The 16,319-nt window shown below is 64.0% G+C and carries 16 protein-coding genes; 8 read left to right on the forward strand and 8 right to left on the reverse strand.

The annotated features are described in order from the left end of the window. The first annotated feature begins 44 nt into the window (after positions 1-44). Both pdxA and rsmA read left to right on the forward strand, forming a co-directional pair. Positions 45-1,061 (forward strand): 4-hydroxythreonine-4-phosphate dehydrogenase PdxA, encoded by a 1,017-nt coding sequence (pdxA, locus tag AB8717_RS12605; protein ID WP_443747679.1) that lies wholly within the window; start codon positions 45-47, stop codon positions 1,059-1,061. Further along, positions 1,058-1,912 (forward strand): 16S rRNA (adenine(1518)-N(6)/adenine(1519)-N(6))-dimethyltransferase RsmA, encoded by an 855-nt coding sequence (rsmA, locus tag AB8717_RS12610; RefSeq protein ID WP_443747680.1) that lies wholly within the window; start codon positions 1,058-1,060, stop codon positions 1,910-1,912. Before pdxA ends, rsmA begins: the two co-directional genes overlap by 4 nt. On the opposite strand, the gene AB8717_RS12615 is transcribed toward rsmA, so the two are convergent. The 8 genes from AB8717_RS12615 to fabD all read right to left on the reverse strand — a co-directional run bounded on the left by AB8717_RS12615 (position 1,905) and on the right by fabD (position 9,115). Further along, on the reverse strand, positions 1,905-2,705 hold the full coding sequence (locus AB8717_RS12615; RefSeq protein ID WP_443747681.1) for a lipid II flippase Amj family protein: 801 nt from the start codon (positions 2,703-2,705) through the stop codon (positions 1,905-1,907). The two genes, rsmA and AB8717_RS12615, sit on opposite strands and share 8 nt — an antisense overlap. A gap of 1 nt (position 2,706) precedes the next feature. Beyond that, entirely contained in the window at positions 2,707-3,366 is a 660-nt protein-coding gene (gmk, locus tag AB8717_RS12620; RefSeq protein WP_443747682.1) for a guanylate kinase, read from the reverse strand. Positions 3,367-3,369: 3 nt separating this feature from the next. Beyond that, positions 3,370-4,257: a YicC/YloC family endoribonuclease gene (locus AB8717_RS12625; RefSeq protein WP_443747683.1), complete on the reverse strand. Its 888-nt coding sequence runs from the start codon at positions 4,255-4,257 to the stop codon at positions 3,370-3,372. A 25-nt stretch (positions 4,258-4,282) separates the two neighbouring features. After that, a complete protein-coding gene (gene mltG, locus AB8717_RS12630) occupies positions 4,283-5,401 on the reverse strand; it encodes an endolytic transglycosylase MltG (protein WP_443747684.1) in 1,119 nt (372 codons plus the stop codon). A 4-nt stretch (positions 5,402-5,405) separates the two neighbouring features. Continuing rightward, the gene (gene fabF, locus AB8717_RS12635) at positions 5,406-6,692 is read right to left on the reverse strand and encodes a beta-ketoacyl-ACP synthase II (RefSeq protein ID WP_443747685.1); all 1,287 of its coding nucleotides are present in this window, start codon (positions 6,690-6,692) and stop codon (positions 5,406-5,408) included. A 150-nt stretch (positions 6,693-6,842) separates the two neighbouring features. After that, complete coding sequence (locus AB8717_RS12640) at positions 6,843-7,082, reverse strand: acyl carrier protein (RefSeq protein ID WP_443747686.1); 240 nt, start codon at positions 7,080-7,082, stop codon at positions 6,843-6,845. 266 nt (positions 7,083-7,348) lie between these two features. Then, positions 7,349-8,089, reverse strand: coding sequence for a 3-oxoacyl-[acyl-carrier-protein] reductase (gene fabG / locus AB8717_RS12645; RefSeq protein WP_443747687.1), 741 nt, complete (start codon positions 8,087-8,089; stop codon positions 7,349-7,351). Positions 8,090-8,170: 81 nt separating this feature from the next. Beyond that, positions 8,171-9,115, reverse strand: a complete 945-nt coding sequence (gene fabD / locus AB8717_RS12650; protein ID WP_443747688.1) for an ACP S-malonyltransferase — start codon at positions 9,113-9,115, stop codon at positions 8,171-8,173. Between the two features lie 225 nt (positions 9,116-9,340). Between fabD and AB8717_RS12655 the strand changes: the two genes are divergently transcribed. The 6 genes from AB8717_RS12655 to AB8717_RS12680 all read left to right on the forward strand — a co-directional run bounded on the left by AB8717_RS12655 (position 9,341) and on the right by AB8717_RS12680 (position 16,171). Next, a complete protein-coding gene (locus AB8717_RS12655; protein ID WP_443747689.1) occupies positions 9,341-11,221 on the forward strand; it encodes an alpha/beta hydrolase family protein in 1,881 nt (626 codons plus the stop codon). A 73-nt stretch (positions 11,222-11,294) separates the two neighbouring features. Then, positions 11,295-11,816, forward strand: coding sequence for a peroxiredoxin (locus tag AB8717_RS12660; RefSeq protein ID WP_443747690.1), 522 nt, complete (start codon positions 11,295-11,297; stop codon positions 11,814-11,816). A 264-nt stretch (positions 11,817-12,080) separates the two neighbouring features. Continuing rightward, positions 12,081-12,464, forward strand: a complete 384-nt coding sequence (gene rpsF / locus AB8717_RS12665) for a 30S ribosomal protein S6 (protein WP_443747691.1) — start codon at positions 12,081-12,083, stop codon at positions 12,462-12,464. 11 nt (positions 12,465-12,475) lie between these two features. Further along, complete coding sequence (gene rpsR, locus AB8717_RS12670; RefSeq protein WP_443747692.1) at positions 12,476-12,754, forward strand: 30S ribosomal protein S18; 279 nt, start codon at positions 12,476-12,478, stop codon at positions 12,752-12,754. 12 nt (positions 12,755-12,766) lie between these two features. After that, a complete protein-coding gene (gene rplI, locus AB8717_RS12675) occupies positions 12,767-13,354 on the forward strand; it encodes a 50S ribosomal protein L9 (protein ID WP_443747693.1) in 588 nt (195 codons plus the stop codon). A 396-nt stretch (positions 13,355-13,750) separates the two neighbouring features. Then, positions 13,751-16,171, forward strand: a complete 2,421-nt coding sequence (locus AB8717_RS12680) for a TonB-dependent receptor plug domain-containing protein (RefSeq protein ID WP_443747694.1) — start codon at positions 13,751-13,753, stop codon at positions 16,169-16,171. Positions 16,172-16,319 lie beyond the last annotated feature (148 nt).

Raw genomic sequence — 16,319 nt, forward strand, 5'->3', positions numbered from 1 at the left:
CCCAAATACTTGCAACGACACGCCCGGGCTCGTAAACCCGGGCGATGAACCCTATCCCTCCCCTGTGCGTCAGTCTTGGCGATCCCTGTGGCATAGGCCCCGAGATCGTGGCCGCCGCCTGGCGCGCCGTCCATGACGATGCCAAGCTGGCCTTCTGCGTCATCGGCGATGCATCGATCCTCTCAACGCAAGGCATCCCGGTCACGGTGATCGCGGGCCCCGGCGATACCGGCGCCGGCTTTGCCGACGCCCTTCCCGTCATCGACCGGCCGCTGTCGCAGCCGGCCGTGACGGGCCGGCCCGACGCGGCTCATGCCCCGCACATCATCGACTGGATCGAGCACGGCGTGGCCTTGTGCCTGTCGGGCGAAGCGCGCGCCCTGATCACCGCCCCGATCGCCAAGTCGGTGCTCTACGGCGCCGGCTTCCGCTTTCCCGGCCATACGGAATTCCTGGCCGAGTTGTGCCGTCCCCATGGCGCCGAGATCGCGCCCACGCCGGTCATGATGCTGGCCGCGAAGGACTTGCGCGTCGTCCTGGCGACCATCCATACGCCGCTGAAAGACGTGGCCGCCAGCCTGTCGGGCGCGGACCTGTCGTACCTGATCCGTATCACCCACGACGCCCTGGTCCGCGACTTCGGTATCGCCGCGCCGCGCCTGGCGGTCTGCGGGCTGAACCCGCACGCCGGCGAAGACGGCACGATAGGGACCGAGGAAATCGACATCATCCGCCCGGCCATAACCAGCTTGCAAAACGAAAGTCTTTCCGTTTCCGGCCCGTTCCCCGCCGACACCCTGTTCCACGACGAGGCGCGCGCGGGCTATGACGCAGCCGTGTGCATGTATCACGACCAGGGTCTCATTCCGCTGAAGACGCTCGACTTCTGGGGCGGAGTCAACATCACCCTGGGCCTGCCCATCGTGCGCACCTCTCCCGACCACGGCACGGGCTTCGGCATCGCCGGTAAAGGCCAGGCGCGCGCCGACAGCTTTATAAACGCGCTGCGCCAGGCATCGGCCATCGCCGCCAACCGTTCGCTGACGGGAGCCGCCGCATGACGCCCGACGCCTTGCCTACGCTTCGCGAAAGCCTGGAACAGCACGGCCTGATGGCGAAGAAAGCGTTCGGCCAGCACTTCCTGCTCGACCTCAACATCACGCGCAAGATCGTGCGCCTGGGCGGTCCGTTCGACGGCGATATCGTCATCGAGGTCGGCCCCGGGCCCGGCGGCCTGACGCGCGCCCTGCTGGAGACCGGCGCGGCCAGGATACTTGCGGTCGAAAAGGATTCCCGGTTCATCGAACTGCTGGGCGAGCTGAAAGGCGTCTACGGCGATCGCTTCGACGTCATCGAAGGCGATGCGCTCAAGGTCGACGAATTGCAATTGCTTGCCGATAGCCAGCAACCATCCCCCGATGCGACCGCTTGCAAGTCGCACGTCGTTTCAAACCTGCCGTACAATGTCGGCACGCCCTTGCTGGTCAAGTGGCTGACGGGGCCGTGGCGCCCGGCCTCGATGACGCTGATGTTCCAGCTCGAAGTCGCCCTGCGCATCGTGGCGCCCGTCGGCGGCGACGACTACGGCCGGCTTAGCGTCCTGGCGCAGTGCCTGTGCGACTGTGAGAAGATCATGGACCTGCCGGCGCGCGCCTTCACGCCGCCGCCCAAGGTCGACAGCGCCGTGGTCAAGCTGACGCCGAAAGCCGTCCAGCCCGAAGACCGCATCGTGCGCGCCCTGGAAAAGCTCACCGCCGCCGCCTTCGGCCAGCGCCGCAAGATGCTGCGCTCGTCGCTGAAAAGCGTCGGCGGCGAAGCCCTGCTCGACAAGGCCGGCATCGATCCGACGGCGCGCGCCGAAACCGTCGCTCCCGAAGCCTTCCTCAAAATGGCGGAAATCAGCCTCAGATAGCTCGCGCCACGGTCACGATCAGCAGCGCCGCCGGCAGCAGAAGGACCTGCGCCAACACCGTCCCCGCCAGACGGCTGCCGACCAGCCACACCACGGCCTTGCGGAACTGCGGTTCCGACACACGCCCGTCGATGACGTCATCGGTCATGCCCGACATGTGCGGATCGATGAACAACGCCATCACGATGGTCGCGGCGCCGTTGATGATGCCCGACAGGCCGCTGGAGGTCAGCCGCACGGCTGGATCGAGCGCCCCGGCATAGTAGGCCGCGAACACGCCTGTCGTCAGCAGCGCCACGGCGCCTACGTTCAGCACTGTGATGCCAGGAGAAATCCCGTGCCCGCGTACAGCGACGACATTGGCCGCGGCCGGAACACACGCCGCGTCGCGGACATAGCCGACCCCGCCCTTGAAGACGGCGTGCATCATCAGCTTCGGGATCGAGCGATGCGCCTGGAAGTGCAGGACCGCACGCGAGAACAGGCGCTGAAAGGTCGGGATCAGCAGCCCGCCGGCGATCGTCGCCAGCGTCGCGGACAGGAGCAGCCACTGGAAGTCGGCGAACAGCGAGCCCGTGCCGCCGGGTACCAGATGCTGCTCGACGCGCTTGCCGAGATAGGGACTGAGGAAGACGTTGGACATGCGCGACAACAGGGCCAGCATGCTGAACAGGGCCAGCGAAACCGCAATGCGCCGCGTGCGCACGCCGGCGATGCGTACCGAATAGGCCAGCGTGCCGATCAGGTGAATGACGAAGGTCAGCCCACACAGGATCAGCAACTGCGCGTCCATGTCAGATCTTCTCGACCATCAGTTCGTCGACGAAGGGCGATATCCACAGGCCGCGCGACCGCCGCGAGATTTCGGCATGATAGATATGGACCAGCTCGGCATAGGAGCGGTCGAAATCGTCGTTGAGGATGACGTAGTCGTATTCCGCCCAGTGCGAGATCTCGCTCTTGGCGCGCGAGATGCGGCGCTGGATGACGTCATCGTCGTCCTGGGCACGCGCCACCAGCCGGCGGTTCAGTTCAGCCATCGACGGCGGCAGGATGAAGACGCGCACCACGTCGGACGGCGCCTTGGCCGAGATGCGCTGCGCCCCCTGCCAGTCGATATCGAACAGCACGTTCTTGCCGTGGCTGAGCGCACGCTCGACCGGCTCTCTCGGCGAACCGTAGCGCGCGTCATGGACAGAGGCGTACTCCAGGAAGGCATGATCCTTGATCAGGCGGTCCATTTCGGCATTGTCGATGAAATGGTATTCGCGGCCGTCCTTTTCGCCCGGACGCGGCCCGCGCGTCGTCACCGAGACCGACAGGTCGAGGTCGGAATGGTCGGCCACCAGGCGGCGGCACAGGGACGTCTTACCGGCGCCCGACGGCGCGGCGACGATGAGCATCAGCCCGCGCCGGATCTTCTGAAAGCCGTGTCCTTCGGGGTTGACGGTCATGGCTTACTCCACATTCTGAATCTGTTCGCGAAACTGGTCGATCACGGCCTTAAGCTCCAGACCGGTTTGCGTCAATTCTATGAAGGCCGATTTCGAACACAGAGTGTTGGCTTCGCGCATGAATTCCTGCGCCAGGAAGTCGAGCTTGCGTCCGGGTGCGCTTTCCGCGTCGATCAGGGTGTGCGCCTGTTCGAGGTGCGAGGTCAGGCGGTCCAGTTCCTCGCGTACATCGGCCTTGCCGGCCAGCATGGCGGCTTCCTGCACGATGCGGTCCTCGACGGTCTCCTTCATCTCGACCGGCAGGATGTCGTCGAGACGGCGGGTGAAGCGTTCGCGGATGACGTCGACCTGTTGGTCCGCCAGGACTTTGGCGCGCTCGACGGCGGCGGCCATGGTGACCAGATGGCCCTTGAGCACGATCTCCAGCGCCCGGCCTTCGCCGTCGCGCGCCGCCTTCAGGCGGTCGAACAGGACGGCGAGATCGCCCGCCAATGCGGCTTCGCCGGCCTCGTCGAGCTCGGTGCGGTCCTCACCCGAGGTCTCGATGACCCCACGCAAGCCCAAAAGACCGTCAGCCGACGGGGTCGTCGCCTTGCCTTCCTCGACCAGGGCCTGGCTGGCCGCCAGATAGACTTCGAGGACGTCACGGTTCAGGCTGACACCGGTCTGCGCGGCGGCAGACGAGACCGACAGGTTGAGATTCATCTGGCCGCGGGTAAAGCGCGCCTTCGACAGTTCGCGCCCAAGCCGCTCGGCAGCCTCGAAGCCCGGCGGCGTGCGGTACTTGATATCGAGGTTGCGGCCATTGACGCTCTTGACCTCAAGCGTCCAGGCGATCCCGCCGTACGTACCGTCGCAACGGGCAAAGCCGGTCATGCTGGAAATGGCCATGGACTTACCTCCCGGGCGGATAGAGTCAGGATTTGGCGCGCAGGCGCACCGCCGGCGCGGCCGGCGTCGACGGCTTGATCTCGGCCATGGTTCCGGCGGCTGAAACCTGCGCCTGGGCGGAAGACGCATCGTAGGCCGGCGTCGAATAGTGGTTCACCTGGCCTTCGATCTGGCGCCAGTGGGCGACATTGGCCAGGTGCTGTTCATAGGTGGCCGCGAAAACGTGGCCGCCCGTGCCGTCGGCGACGAAGTACAGGTCTTCGGTCTTGGCGGGATTGAGCACGGCGGCAATCGAGGCGCGGCCCGGATTGCCGATCGGCGTCACCGGCAGGCCGCTGTTGGTATAGGTGTTCCACGGCGTCGGGGTTTCGATCTCGGACTTGAGCAGCCCGCGGCCCAGCGGTTCGCCATGCGACACGCCATAGATGACGGTCGGATCGGATTCGAGGCGCATGCCCTTCTTCAGGCGGTTGACGAACACGGCGGCGACGCGCGGACGCTCGGCCGGCAGGCCGGTTTCGCGTTCGACCACCGACGCCATGATCAGGGCCTGTTCCTTGGTAGAGAACGGCAGTCCCTTGGCCCGCGTCGCCCACAGTTCGTCAAGCGTCTTGCGCCCGGCCTGCAGCATGCGGTCCAGCACCGCCTGGCGCGTCTCGCCGCGCTGGTAAAGATAGCTTTCCGGCAGGATAGAGCCTTCCGGCGGCACGTCGACGTCGCCGGTCAGCCCCTGCGTCGCCATCAGCACGCGCACGGCCTGGGCCGAGGTGCGGCCTTCGGGGATGGTCACATAGGTCTGCTCGACGCGCGCGTCTTCGATCTGCTTGAGGACAGCCATCATCGAGGCGCCCTTGGGGAAGAGGTAGGTGCCGGCGTGCAGGCCCTTGGACCGGCCGCCCATCTTGGCGGCGACACGGAACACCAGGGCCGAATGAATGACGCCCTGCTTTTCGAGTTGCTGCCCCATGCCAGCGACGCTCATGCCGCGCGGGAAGGTGACTTCGGTATCGGCGCGCGGCCCGGGGCTGAACAGCAGCGAATAGCTGAACAGGATCAGGGCCAGGGTCAGCAGGACGACGCCCCCCGCAAGACCGGCCAGCGGCGCCAGAAGGCTGCGTTTCGAAGGTTCCCCGCCCCGCGCCACGACCTTAACCCTCGACCTGGCCGAGGATCAGCGCGGCATTGGTGCCGCCGAAACCGAACGAATTCGACATGACCTTGCGGATCGTCATCTTTTTCGCCTTGTGCGGAACCAGGTCGATGGCGGTTTCGACATCAGGATTGTCGAGATTGAGCGTCGGCGGCACGATCTGGTCGCGCAGCGCCAGGGTGCAGAAGATGGCTTCGACGGCGCCGGCGCCGCCCAGCAGGTGGCCAACCGCCGACTTGGTCGACGAAACCGTCCCTGTCTTGGCGCGTTCGCCCCAGAAGCGCTCGATGGCCCTGAGCTCGATACCGTCGGCCATGGTGGAAGTGCCGTGCGAATTGACGTAGTCGATTTCCGACGGATCGACGCCGGCGTCCTTGGCCGCGGCGACCATGGCGCGGTAGCCGCCGTCGCCGTCTTCCGACGGGGCGGTGATGTGGTAGGCGTCGCCCGACAGGGCATAGCCCAGGACTTCGGCGTAGATCTTCGCGCCGCGCGCCTTGGCGTGTTCGTATTCTTCCAGCACGACGATGCCGGCGCCTTCGCCCATGACGAAGCCGTCACGGTCCTTGTCGTAGGGGCGCGACGCCTTGGTCGGTTCGTCGTTGAAGGCCGTGCACAGGGCGCGGCAGGCGATGAAGCCCGCGATGCCGATCGGCACGATCGCCGATTCCGCGCCGCCGGCCACCATGACGTCGGCGTCGCCGTGGGCGATCAGACGCGCGGCGTCGCCGATGGCGTGGGCGCCCGTGGCGCAGGCCGTGACAACCGAGTGGTTCGGGCCCTTGAGGCCGTGGCGGATCGACACCTGGCCCGACGCCAGGTTGATCAGCGAGGACGGGATGAAGAAGGGCGAAATGCGCTTCGGCCCCTTGTCGCGCAGTTCCAGCGCGGTTTCGGCGATGATGCCGAGGCCGCCGATGCCCGAACCGATCATCACGCCGGTACGGACCTGGTCTTCCTGCGCTTCAGGGTGCCAATTGGCGTCGTTCAGCGCCTCATCCGAGGCCGCGATGGCGTACAGGATGAAGTCGTCGATCTTGCGCCGTTCCTTGTTGGACAGCACCTTGGACGGGTCGAAGGAGCCTTCGATGTCGGGCCCGCCGCCGCCGCGGCCTTCCACGGTCGGCACTTCACAGGCGACCTGGCAGGCATAGTCGGTGGTATCGAAGGCGGTGATCTTGCCTGCACCGGACTGGCCGTCAAGCAGGCGCTTCCAGGTGATGTCGACGCCTGCGCCCAGAGGCGAGATCAGGCCCAGACCGGTAATGACGACGCGACGAACCATGTAGTTTCCACCCTTTGCGGCCGTCCCTGACTTCCCGGGAGGACGGCTGCGTCCCTATATATCTTACGCTCAAAACGAACAGAGCGCGGCCAAACCCCGTGAAATTCAAGGGCCTGTGAACCGCGCTCCGTGAAAAGCCATGGTCAGGCCTTAGGCAGCCAGCTTTTCCTGGATGTAGTTGACGGCGTCGCCGACCGTCAGGATGTGCTCGGCCGAGTCATCGGGGATTTCGATATCGAATTCCTCTTCGAAAGCCATGACCAGTTCGACGATGTCGAGGCTGTCGGCTTCCAGATCGTCGATGAAGCTCGCCTTTTCCGTGACCTTGTCCGGATCAGCATCCAGGTGGTCGATCACAATCTTGCGAACACGTTCAAGAACATCAGACATTTATAGTCCCTTCAGAGGTTTAGACTTTTCAGATCCCTCGTCCGGGGTGGCCAATGCCTAGACCCGCCGGGGCAATCAGAATCCGGTTTCGACTTGTATTCACACATACGGCGCGATTCAAGCCATTTCGCGCCTTCTTACCCCAAACGCTCAAGGGGTTGCAACATATGAAGCCTTTACCGGCCTCAGATCATCGAAGCGATGATCTGATTTTCGCTTGTCGCGCATCTTTGTCCGAAAAGTGCGTCACACTTTTCGGGATGCGCTTAGATCATCGCCATACCGCCGTTGACGTGAAGCGTCTGGCCGGTGACGTAGCCCGCCTCGGCGCTGGCCAGGTACACGGCCGCCGCGGCGATATCCGTGCCGGCGCCAAGCGCGCCCGCCGGTATCCGTCCCAAGATGGTGGCGCGCTGGGCGTCATTCAACTCGTCTGTCATCGGCGAGGCGATAAAACCGGGCGCGATGCAGTTGACGGTGATGTTGCGCGAGGCGACTTCCTGGGCCAGGGCCTTGGAGAAACCGATCATGCCGGCCTTGGACGCCGCGTAGTTGGTCTGGCCGGGATTGCCGGTGACGCCGACGACCGAGGTGATGCCGATGATACGGCCGAAGCGGCGCTTCATCATGCCCTTGGTGGCGGCGCGCGCCAGGCGGAAATAGGCTTCCAGGTTGACCTTGATGACCGTTTCCCAGTCCTCGTCCTTCATGCGCAGGATCAGGCCGTCGCGCGTGATGCCGGCATTGGCGATCAGGATGTCGAGGCCTGCGCCCGCGGCCTCTTCGGCCTTGGCGACCAGGCCGTCGACCTGGGCGGCGTCCGACAGGTTGGCGGCGGCGACCACGGCACGGTCGCCCAGTTCGGCGGCCAGGTCGTTCAGCACGGCTTCGCGCGTGCCGGACAGCACGACCTTGGCGCCCTGGGCATGGAGCGCGCGGGCGATCTCGGCGCCCAGGCCTCCGGTGGCGCCCGTTACCAGGGCAGTCTTGCCGGTCAGTTCGAACATGCGATTCCTCTCGCGTTTTGGATTTGCGCGCCTTTAGGCCAATGTCTTCCGAAGGGCAAGGCCGAAGGTTAACGCAAGGTCTTATTTAAGCGACTGGGCGAAGGCCTCGAAATCGGCGGCCGAATTGAGCGCCACGGCGGAAACTTCGGGAGCGATACGCTTGATCATGCCGGTCAGCACCTTGCCGGCGCCCAGTTCGGCGACACGGGTCGCCCCGCCTTCGCCGCCCAGCCATTCGACGGACTCGCGCCAGCGTACGCGGCCGGTGACCTGCCGGACCAGAAGGGCCGCGATCTCGGACGCATCGCCGACCGGGCGCGCCGTGACATTGGCGACCAGGGTCGAGACCGGCGCATTGATCGTCACTTTCGAAAGCGCCTCGCGCATCTCGTCGGCGGCCGGCTGCATCAACGGACAATGGAACGGCGCCGAGACATTAAGCATGGCGGCCTTGGCGCCCAGTTCCTTGGCCTTTTCGACCGCCAGGTCGACGGCGGCCCTTTCGCCCGAGATGACGATCTGGCCGGCATTGTTGTCATTGGCGACGACCACGACGCCCACCGCCTGGCCGGCCTCGCAGGCGGCTTCGGCCAGGGCCAGGTCGGCCTTGCCGATCAGGGCCGCCATGGCGCCGACGCCCACGGGCACGGCGCGCTGCATAGCCTGGCCGCGCAGCTTCAGGAGCCGGGCGGTGTCGGCCAGGGAAAAGGTGCCGGAGGCCGCATGCGCCGAATATTCACCCAGGGAATGGCCGGCGACATATTTCGCGGCGGAACAGGCCACGCCGAAATCGCCTTCCAGTACGCGCGCCACGGCCAGCGACACCGCCATGATGGCCGGCTGGGCGTTCTCGGTCAGGGTCAACTGGTCTTCGGGCCCCTCGCGCATCAGGGCGAACAGATTCTGGCCCAGCGCCTCGTCGACGGCGTCGAACACCTCGCGGGCGCGCGGGAAGTTATCATAGAGGTCGGCGCCCATGCCGACGCTCTGCGAGCCCTGACCGGGGAAAACAAAGGCCAAAGTCATACATCACCTATCAGGCTTCAAAAAACGGCACTGGTTAGGACAATCCGCCGGGAAGAGCAAGATTTTCAACGCGATTCGGCGAACTGCACGAAATCGAGGCTTGCGGAACCCGTTACATTTGCATTTATTATGGAGTCTCTTCAGGATGATGTGCGCGTAAGGGGGTACCAGGCGATGCGTTTTTATGCTTCGACCGCTCTATCGGTCTTTTCTCTCGGGTTGGCCTTGACCGCACAAGCGCAGACGCCTGCGCCACAGAGTCCGCCGCCACCATTGTCGGCTTTCGGCAAGCTGCCGGCCGTCGACCAGGTCGCCTTGTCGCCGGACGGCAACCACATCGCCATGATACTGCAGAAGGCGACAGGCCCCGTCATCGTCGATTTCGACGTGAAAGCGGGCACACCCAAGGTCCAGCCGCTGGGGGACGTCAAGATCCGCGACCTCATGTGGGCGGACAACGAACACCTTGTCGTGGAAACCTCACTGACGACCGAGATCGAGTACTATACCAACACCCGGTCGGAGCTTTTCACGGCCTTCATATATACGCCGCGGACGGGCAAGAGCGTGTCGCTGTACAATGCCTGGCCCGACTATTTCCCGGTGATCAGCGGCGGTGTGTCGCTCATAACACGTCAGGGAAAGGCCTATGTGGTGGCTCCCGGCGTCATCCGCGCCCACTACTTCCTCAATCTGAACGCTTTCGATGCCTCGAACGGGCAGGCGATGCCGTTGGACCAGGGCGACGACAATACCGACGGTTGGATCTTCGACAATCAGGGCAAGATGGTTGCCCGCAGCGAGTACCAGCAGGACAAAAATCTCTGGTCGCTCCAACTGCCGTCCCCCTCATGGAAAACAGCCTTTTCCCTTACCAACAGCATCGATACGCCCAGCCTTGAGGGGCTTGGCCGCACAGCCAACACGGCCCTCCTCTACTACCCGGTCGGCGAAAAGGCACAACGCTATTTCGAGGTCGCGCCCGACGGCTCGCAAACCGAGCTGAAGTTCGATCCCGAAGACCGGATGTCCACGCTGCACAACCCGCAGACTCATACGTTGGCCGGCTTCAGCTATTCGGACGACTGGATCCACTACGACTATTTCGACCCTGAGCTGAAGCCCCTGCCCGGCCTTGTCGAACACGCCTTTCCCGGATACCGGACGCGTATCAGCGCGATCGCGCGGGATGATCTGAAAAAGACCGTGGTCTACAGCGAAGGTTCGGACGATTCCGGAACCTATACCTATATCGACTTCGGTAGCGGCCAGACGCTTCAGGTCGGCCAGGCCTATCCCGACGTTCCACCGGAATGGATCACCGAAAAGAAGCCCATCGAATACAAGGCCGCCGACGGCACCGTCATCCATGGCTATCTGACCCTGCCCCCCGGAAAGGCCGCCAAGAACCTGCCGCTGATCGTCCTGCCGCACGGCGGGCCCGAAGCGCGGGACGACCTGGGCTATCAGTGGGACGTCAATGCCTACGCGTCGCGCGGCTATGCCGTCCTGCAACCGAACTTCCGGGGCTCGTCCGGATATGGCCGTGCCTTCGTCACCGCCGGCTACGGCCAATGGGGCAAGACAATGGAAACCGACCTCAGCGACGGCGTCCGCTTCCTCGCGTCACAGGGAACGATCGACTCCAAGCGCGTCTGCATCGTCGGCTATTCATATGGCGGCTACGCGGCGTTGGCGGGGCCGACTCTCGATCCCGGTGTTTACCGGTGCGCCGTATCCTATGCCGGCATATCCGACATCGCCGACATGGTCAGCGCCGTGGGCCAGAAAGGCGCCAGTCAGGAAAACCAGACTGTGCTTTACTGGAAACGCTATCTGGGCGATCCGGCGAACTGGGCCGATGCCTCTCCGATCCGTCATATCGATCGCGTCACCGTGCCTATCCTGCTTATTCACGGCAAGGATGACACGACAGTGCCCTATCAGCAGAGCAAATCAATGGCGGACGCCCTGAAGGCCGCCGGGAAGCCGGTCGAATTCGTCACCCTGAAGGGCGAAGATCATTGGCTGTCAACCGGCGAAACCCGCCTTCAAATGCTGACCGCAACCATGGACTTCCTGCTTAAAAACAATCCGCCGGACTGACGGCGCCCGTTGCCTCTTGCTGTGCGAACCCAACGGGTTTAGTCATGTCATCGTTTACAAGAGGAGACGTCTGATGAAACGCTTTGTCCTTACGTTCGCCGCCATGTCCCTGGTGGCTGCCTCGCCGGCCCTGGCCGCGCTCAAGGTCGGCGACACCGCTCCTGTCTTCAAGCGCAACGCCGCCACAGACGGCAAGGTCGACAGCTTCTCGCTGGCCGACGCGCTCAAGTCCGGCCCCGTCGTGGTCTACTTCTATCCCAAGGCTTTCACCGGCGGCTGCTCGCTGGAAGCGCACCAGTTTTCCGAAGCCGTCGACAAGTTCAAAACGAAGCACGTCACCGTGGTCGGCGTCTCGACCGACGACATGGGCACCCTGCAACGGTTCTCGGCCCAGACGTGCCAGGGCAAGTTCACGGTCGTCTCTGACCTCAATGGCGACGTGACCAAGTCCTACGACGCCCAGATGGCCGGCATGAACATGGCCAACCGCATCTCATACGTCGTCGGCCAGGACGGCAAGATCGCCTTTGTCCACGCCGACGGCGACGCTTCGACCCACGTCCCGGCCCTGCTCAAGGCCGTCGGCGCCGACTAAGGAAGCGATACCTGTTCTGAACGTCCAGCGGCGAAGGCGCCGCTGGCAAGGGCGCCAATCTTTTCGGTCTTTGGCCGCCGCGCACGTTTGTGCGAGCCCCTGCGGCGCTTGAGCCGGTTAAACCCTTGCGTTTCGGGAGCGTCTCGTCTATGAGGGCGCTCCCCTGAAGGGTGGTCAGCCGCATTCGCGGATCCACTGAACCATCGTGCCTCAAGAGACTTCCGCTCAGAGGCATGCCACCCTTCTCATCGGAAGAGGATACAAATGCCGTATTACGAACATGTCGTGATCGCACGACAAGACGTTTCGCCGCAACAGGCCGAAGCGCTCAACGACCAGCTCAAGCACCTCATCGAAGAAAATGGCGGCCACATCGCCAAGATTGAATACTGGGGTCTGCGCAACCTGACCTACCGCGTCAAGAAGAACCGCAAGGGCCACTATTCGCTCCTCGCCATCGACGCCCCGGCTGCCGCCGTCAAGGAAATGGAACGCCAGCTGTCGATCAACGAAGACGTCATCCGTTACATGACCGTCCGCGTCGAAGAGCTCGACCTCGAACTGTCGCCGATCCTGGCCCGCCGCGACCGTCCGGAACGCCCCGAGCGTTCGGACCGTGGCCCCTCCGAAACCACCTTTGCTGAGTAAGGACATCGACAATGGCTGAAGATACCGCTCCCGCCGCCGTCGGTTCGCCCGTCGGCAATAGCCCCGCCCGCCGTCCGTTCTTCCGTCGCCGCAAGGTGTGCCCGTTCTCGGGCGCCAACGCGCCGAAGATCGACTACAAGGACGTCAAGCTCCTGCAGCGCTACATTTCCGAGCGCGGCAAGATCGTGCCGTCGCGCATCACGGCTGTCAGCCAGAAGAAGCAACGCGAACTGGCCAAGGCCATCAAGCGCGCCCGCTTCCTCGCGCTCCTGCCTTACGTCGTGAAGTAAGGAGAGACGCATATGAAAGTTGTTCTGCTTGAACGCGTGGAAAACCTCGGCACCATCGGCGACGTCGTCGGTGTCAAGGACGGTTTTGCCCGCAACTACCTCCTGCCCCGCCACAAGGCCCTGCGCGCCACGGCTGCCAACCTGAAGGTCTTCGAGGCCCAGAAGGAACAGATCGTCGCCCGTAACGCCGCCGCCAAGTCGGCTGCCGAAAAGTCGGCCGAGGCGCTGGACGGTTCGACCTACGTGATCATCCGCCAGGCCGGCGACACCGGCCAGCTCTACGGTTCGGTCAACGCCCGTGACGTCGCGGACGCCATCGCCGAAGCCGGCAGCAAGGTCGAGCGCAACCAGATCGTTCTGGATACGCCGATCAAGACCCTGGGCGTCCACAGCCTGAAGGTCCGCCTGCACGCCGAAGTCGCGATCACCCTCTCGGTGAACGTGGCCCGCAGCCAGGACGAAGCCGATCGCCAGGCCGCCGGTGAAAACGTCATCGCGTCGCAATTCGAGGAAGACCGCCTGGCTGACGAAGCCGCCGCGGCCGACATGCTCGAAGGCGGCGCCGGCGCTGCCATGGCCGACGCGCCCTACGAAGCCTAAGCCTCACCGGCTTATCCGGCCTGAAAAGCCAAAGCCCCGCGAGTCGCACTCGCGGGGCTTTTTCTTGGTCAAAATCCGGCCAGATGCGCCCCGTGTTCGTGTTCGGCGAACGCCCTTTTTCATTTACCGCAACATTCCTACGAATATGCGCGCCTTGCGGGAGGCAAGCTCGCGCCAATGGGGAAGACATGAAAACCCTGCAATAACAAGGACTTTCACGTCACGGATTTGGTCTCAATTGCGACGGTTAGAATTTCTAAGGTCTTATTTTAATTTTTTTCTGATCAAACGGCCCTTTAAACCACGGCGCTATGGGTCCAAATATGGCGCAATTAAAACCGAACATGTCGGAAATAAGACGCACATACCCCGTAGAGCAATAAGGACCTCCCCCCTATGCGTACCTCAGCCATCCTCACCACAACGGCGCTCAGCCTGACCCTGGCCCTGTCGTTCGGCGCGCAAGCCGCGTTCGCCCAAACGGCCGCCCCGCAAAACACCTCGGGCGCCGAAGCCGCCCAGACCGGCGACGTCGTCGTCACCGGCAGCCGCGCCCAGCACCGTTCGCGCCTGTCGAGCGTCGTGCCTGTCGACGTCGTGACCAGCCAGAGCCTGCAGAACCAGGGCTCGACCGAACTGGCGCAAGGCCTGTCGCGCGTCGCCCCCAGCCTGAACTTCCCCCGTCCCTCCGGCACGGATGCTACCGACAGCGTCCGCCCGGCGACGCTCCGCGGCCTGTCGCCCGACCAGACCCTGGTGCTGGTGGACGGCAAGCGCCGCCACACCTCGGCCCTGGTCAACATCAACGGTTCGGCCGGCCGGGGTTCGGCCGCCACCGACCTCAACGCCATTCCGGAAGTCGCGCTCGACCGCATCGAAGTGCTGCGTGACGGCGCCTCGGCGCAATACGGTTCGGACGCCATCGCCGGCGTCGTCAACCTGCACCTGCGCGAAGCCAATCACGGCGGCGGCGTCAATGTTTCGTACGGCGAATACGATACCGACGTGAAGCCGGCCAATTCGTCGCGCACCGCCCACGACGGCGCCACCACCGACGTCAGCGGCTGGGTCGGCCTGCCGCTCGGTTCGGACGGCTTCGTCACCCTGTCGGCAGATCTGAAAAAGCGTGAAGCCACCAGCCGCGGCGATGTCGATCCGCTGGTCTCGCCGGCCACCGTTACCACGCGCTACGGCGATCCGGACCAGAAGTCGGGCGCTATCTTCGCCAATTTCGGCAAGCCGATCAACGATGCCTGGAAGATCTACGGCAATGCCGGCTTTGCCTCGAACGACAGCAAGAGCGCGGCCTTCTTCCGCCATGCCACGGCCTCGGGCAATGTCGCGTCCATCTATCCCAACGGCTTCCAGCCGATCATCAATCTGAAGTCGCGCGACGCCTCGGCCACCGTCGGCCTGCACGGCCAGACCGGTGACTGGACGCAGGACTACAGCCTGACCGCCGGCGGCAACGAACTCAACTTCTACACCCGCAACAGCGTCAACGCGTCCTACGGCGCCGCCTCGCAGACCAGCTTCTATGACGGCCAGCTGCGCTATAACCAGCTGGTATTCAACGCCGACATCAGCCGTCCGTTCAATGTCGGCCTGTCGAGCCCGCTGACCCTGGCCTTCGGTCTCGAAGCGCGCAAGGAAGGCTATCGCATCGAAGCCGGCGAGCTGGAATCCTATGCGCTTGGCCCGCTGACCACCAAGTCGGCCGGCGCGCAAGGCTTCCCGGGCTTCCTGCCGAGCAACGAAATCAACCAGCACCGGTCCAACATCGGCGTCTATGTCGATGCTGCCGGCAACTTCACCGACAAGTTCAGCTACGACGCCGCCCTGCGCTTCGAAAACTATTCGGATTTCGGCAGCAACACGTCGGGCAAGCTGGCCTTGCGCTACGACCTGACCGATGCCTTCGCCGTCCGCGGCTCGGTGTCGACCGGCTTCCGCGCGCCGTCGCTGCAACAGCAGTACTTCACCTCGACCGCCTCCGTCCTGGATACGAGCGGCCCCAGCGCGATCATCGTCCAGACCGGGACCTTCCCGGCGACCAGCAACGTCGCCGAGACCCTGGGCGGCAAGGCGCTGGAACCTGAAAAATCGACCAGCACGACGCTCGGCTTCGTTTTCCACAAGGGCCCGTTCGAAGTGACGGTCGACGGCTATCATATCGACCTGAACAACCGCATCGTCCTGTCGGAAAACCTGAGCGGCGCTGATATCACCACGCTCCTGGCGCCTTACGGTGTCACCGCGGCGCGCTTCTTCATCAACGGCGTCGATACGACGACCGACGGCGTCGACCTGGTGGCGAACTATCGCTTCCCGGCGACCGATATCGGCCGCTTCAACCTGTCCTTCGCCTATAACACCACCAACACCACGATCGACGCCCTGCCGACGTCGTCGCTCACCACGCCCCACGTCCTGTTCGCCCGCGTCCGCCAGTACATCCTGACCAATTCGTCGCCGGAAAACAAAGGCACGCTGGGTCTCGACTGGTCGCGCAGCGGCTGGTCAGCCACGGCCCGCGCCACCTATTACGGCGACGTCATCGACCCGAACGCCGACTACACGAAGGATATCCATACAGGCAAGAAGACCCTGGTCGACGTTTCGGCCAGCTATCGCTTCAAGACCAATACAACGCTGACCTTCGGCGCGGACAACCTGTTCGACGTCTATCCGGACAAGACCCTGGCCGCGCTCAATGTCACCAGCGGCAATGGCGCCGGCGCGCTCGCCTTCACGCGCTTCTCGCCATTCGGCTTCAACGGCCGCTACCTCTACGGCAAGCTGAGCCAAACTTTCTAAGCCTTTGGCACTGCTGAACAAAAGCCCTTCCGGTCCACCGGGAGGGCTTTTTTGTGATTGGTGTCCTGCCCTCGATTGCCCATAATATCCCCGTAATCCACAGATTGTGGACAGGCGATGTGTGGGCAACTGCCCGACCATACGCGAC

It is taken from the genome of Asticcacaulis solisilvae (genome assembly GCF_052327315.1).
Taxonomy (GTDB): Bacteria; Pseudomonadota; Alphaproteobacteria; order Caulobacterales; family Caulobacteraceae; genus Asticcacaulis; species Asticcacaulis solisilvae_B.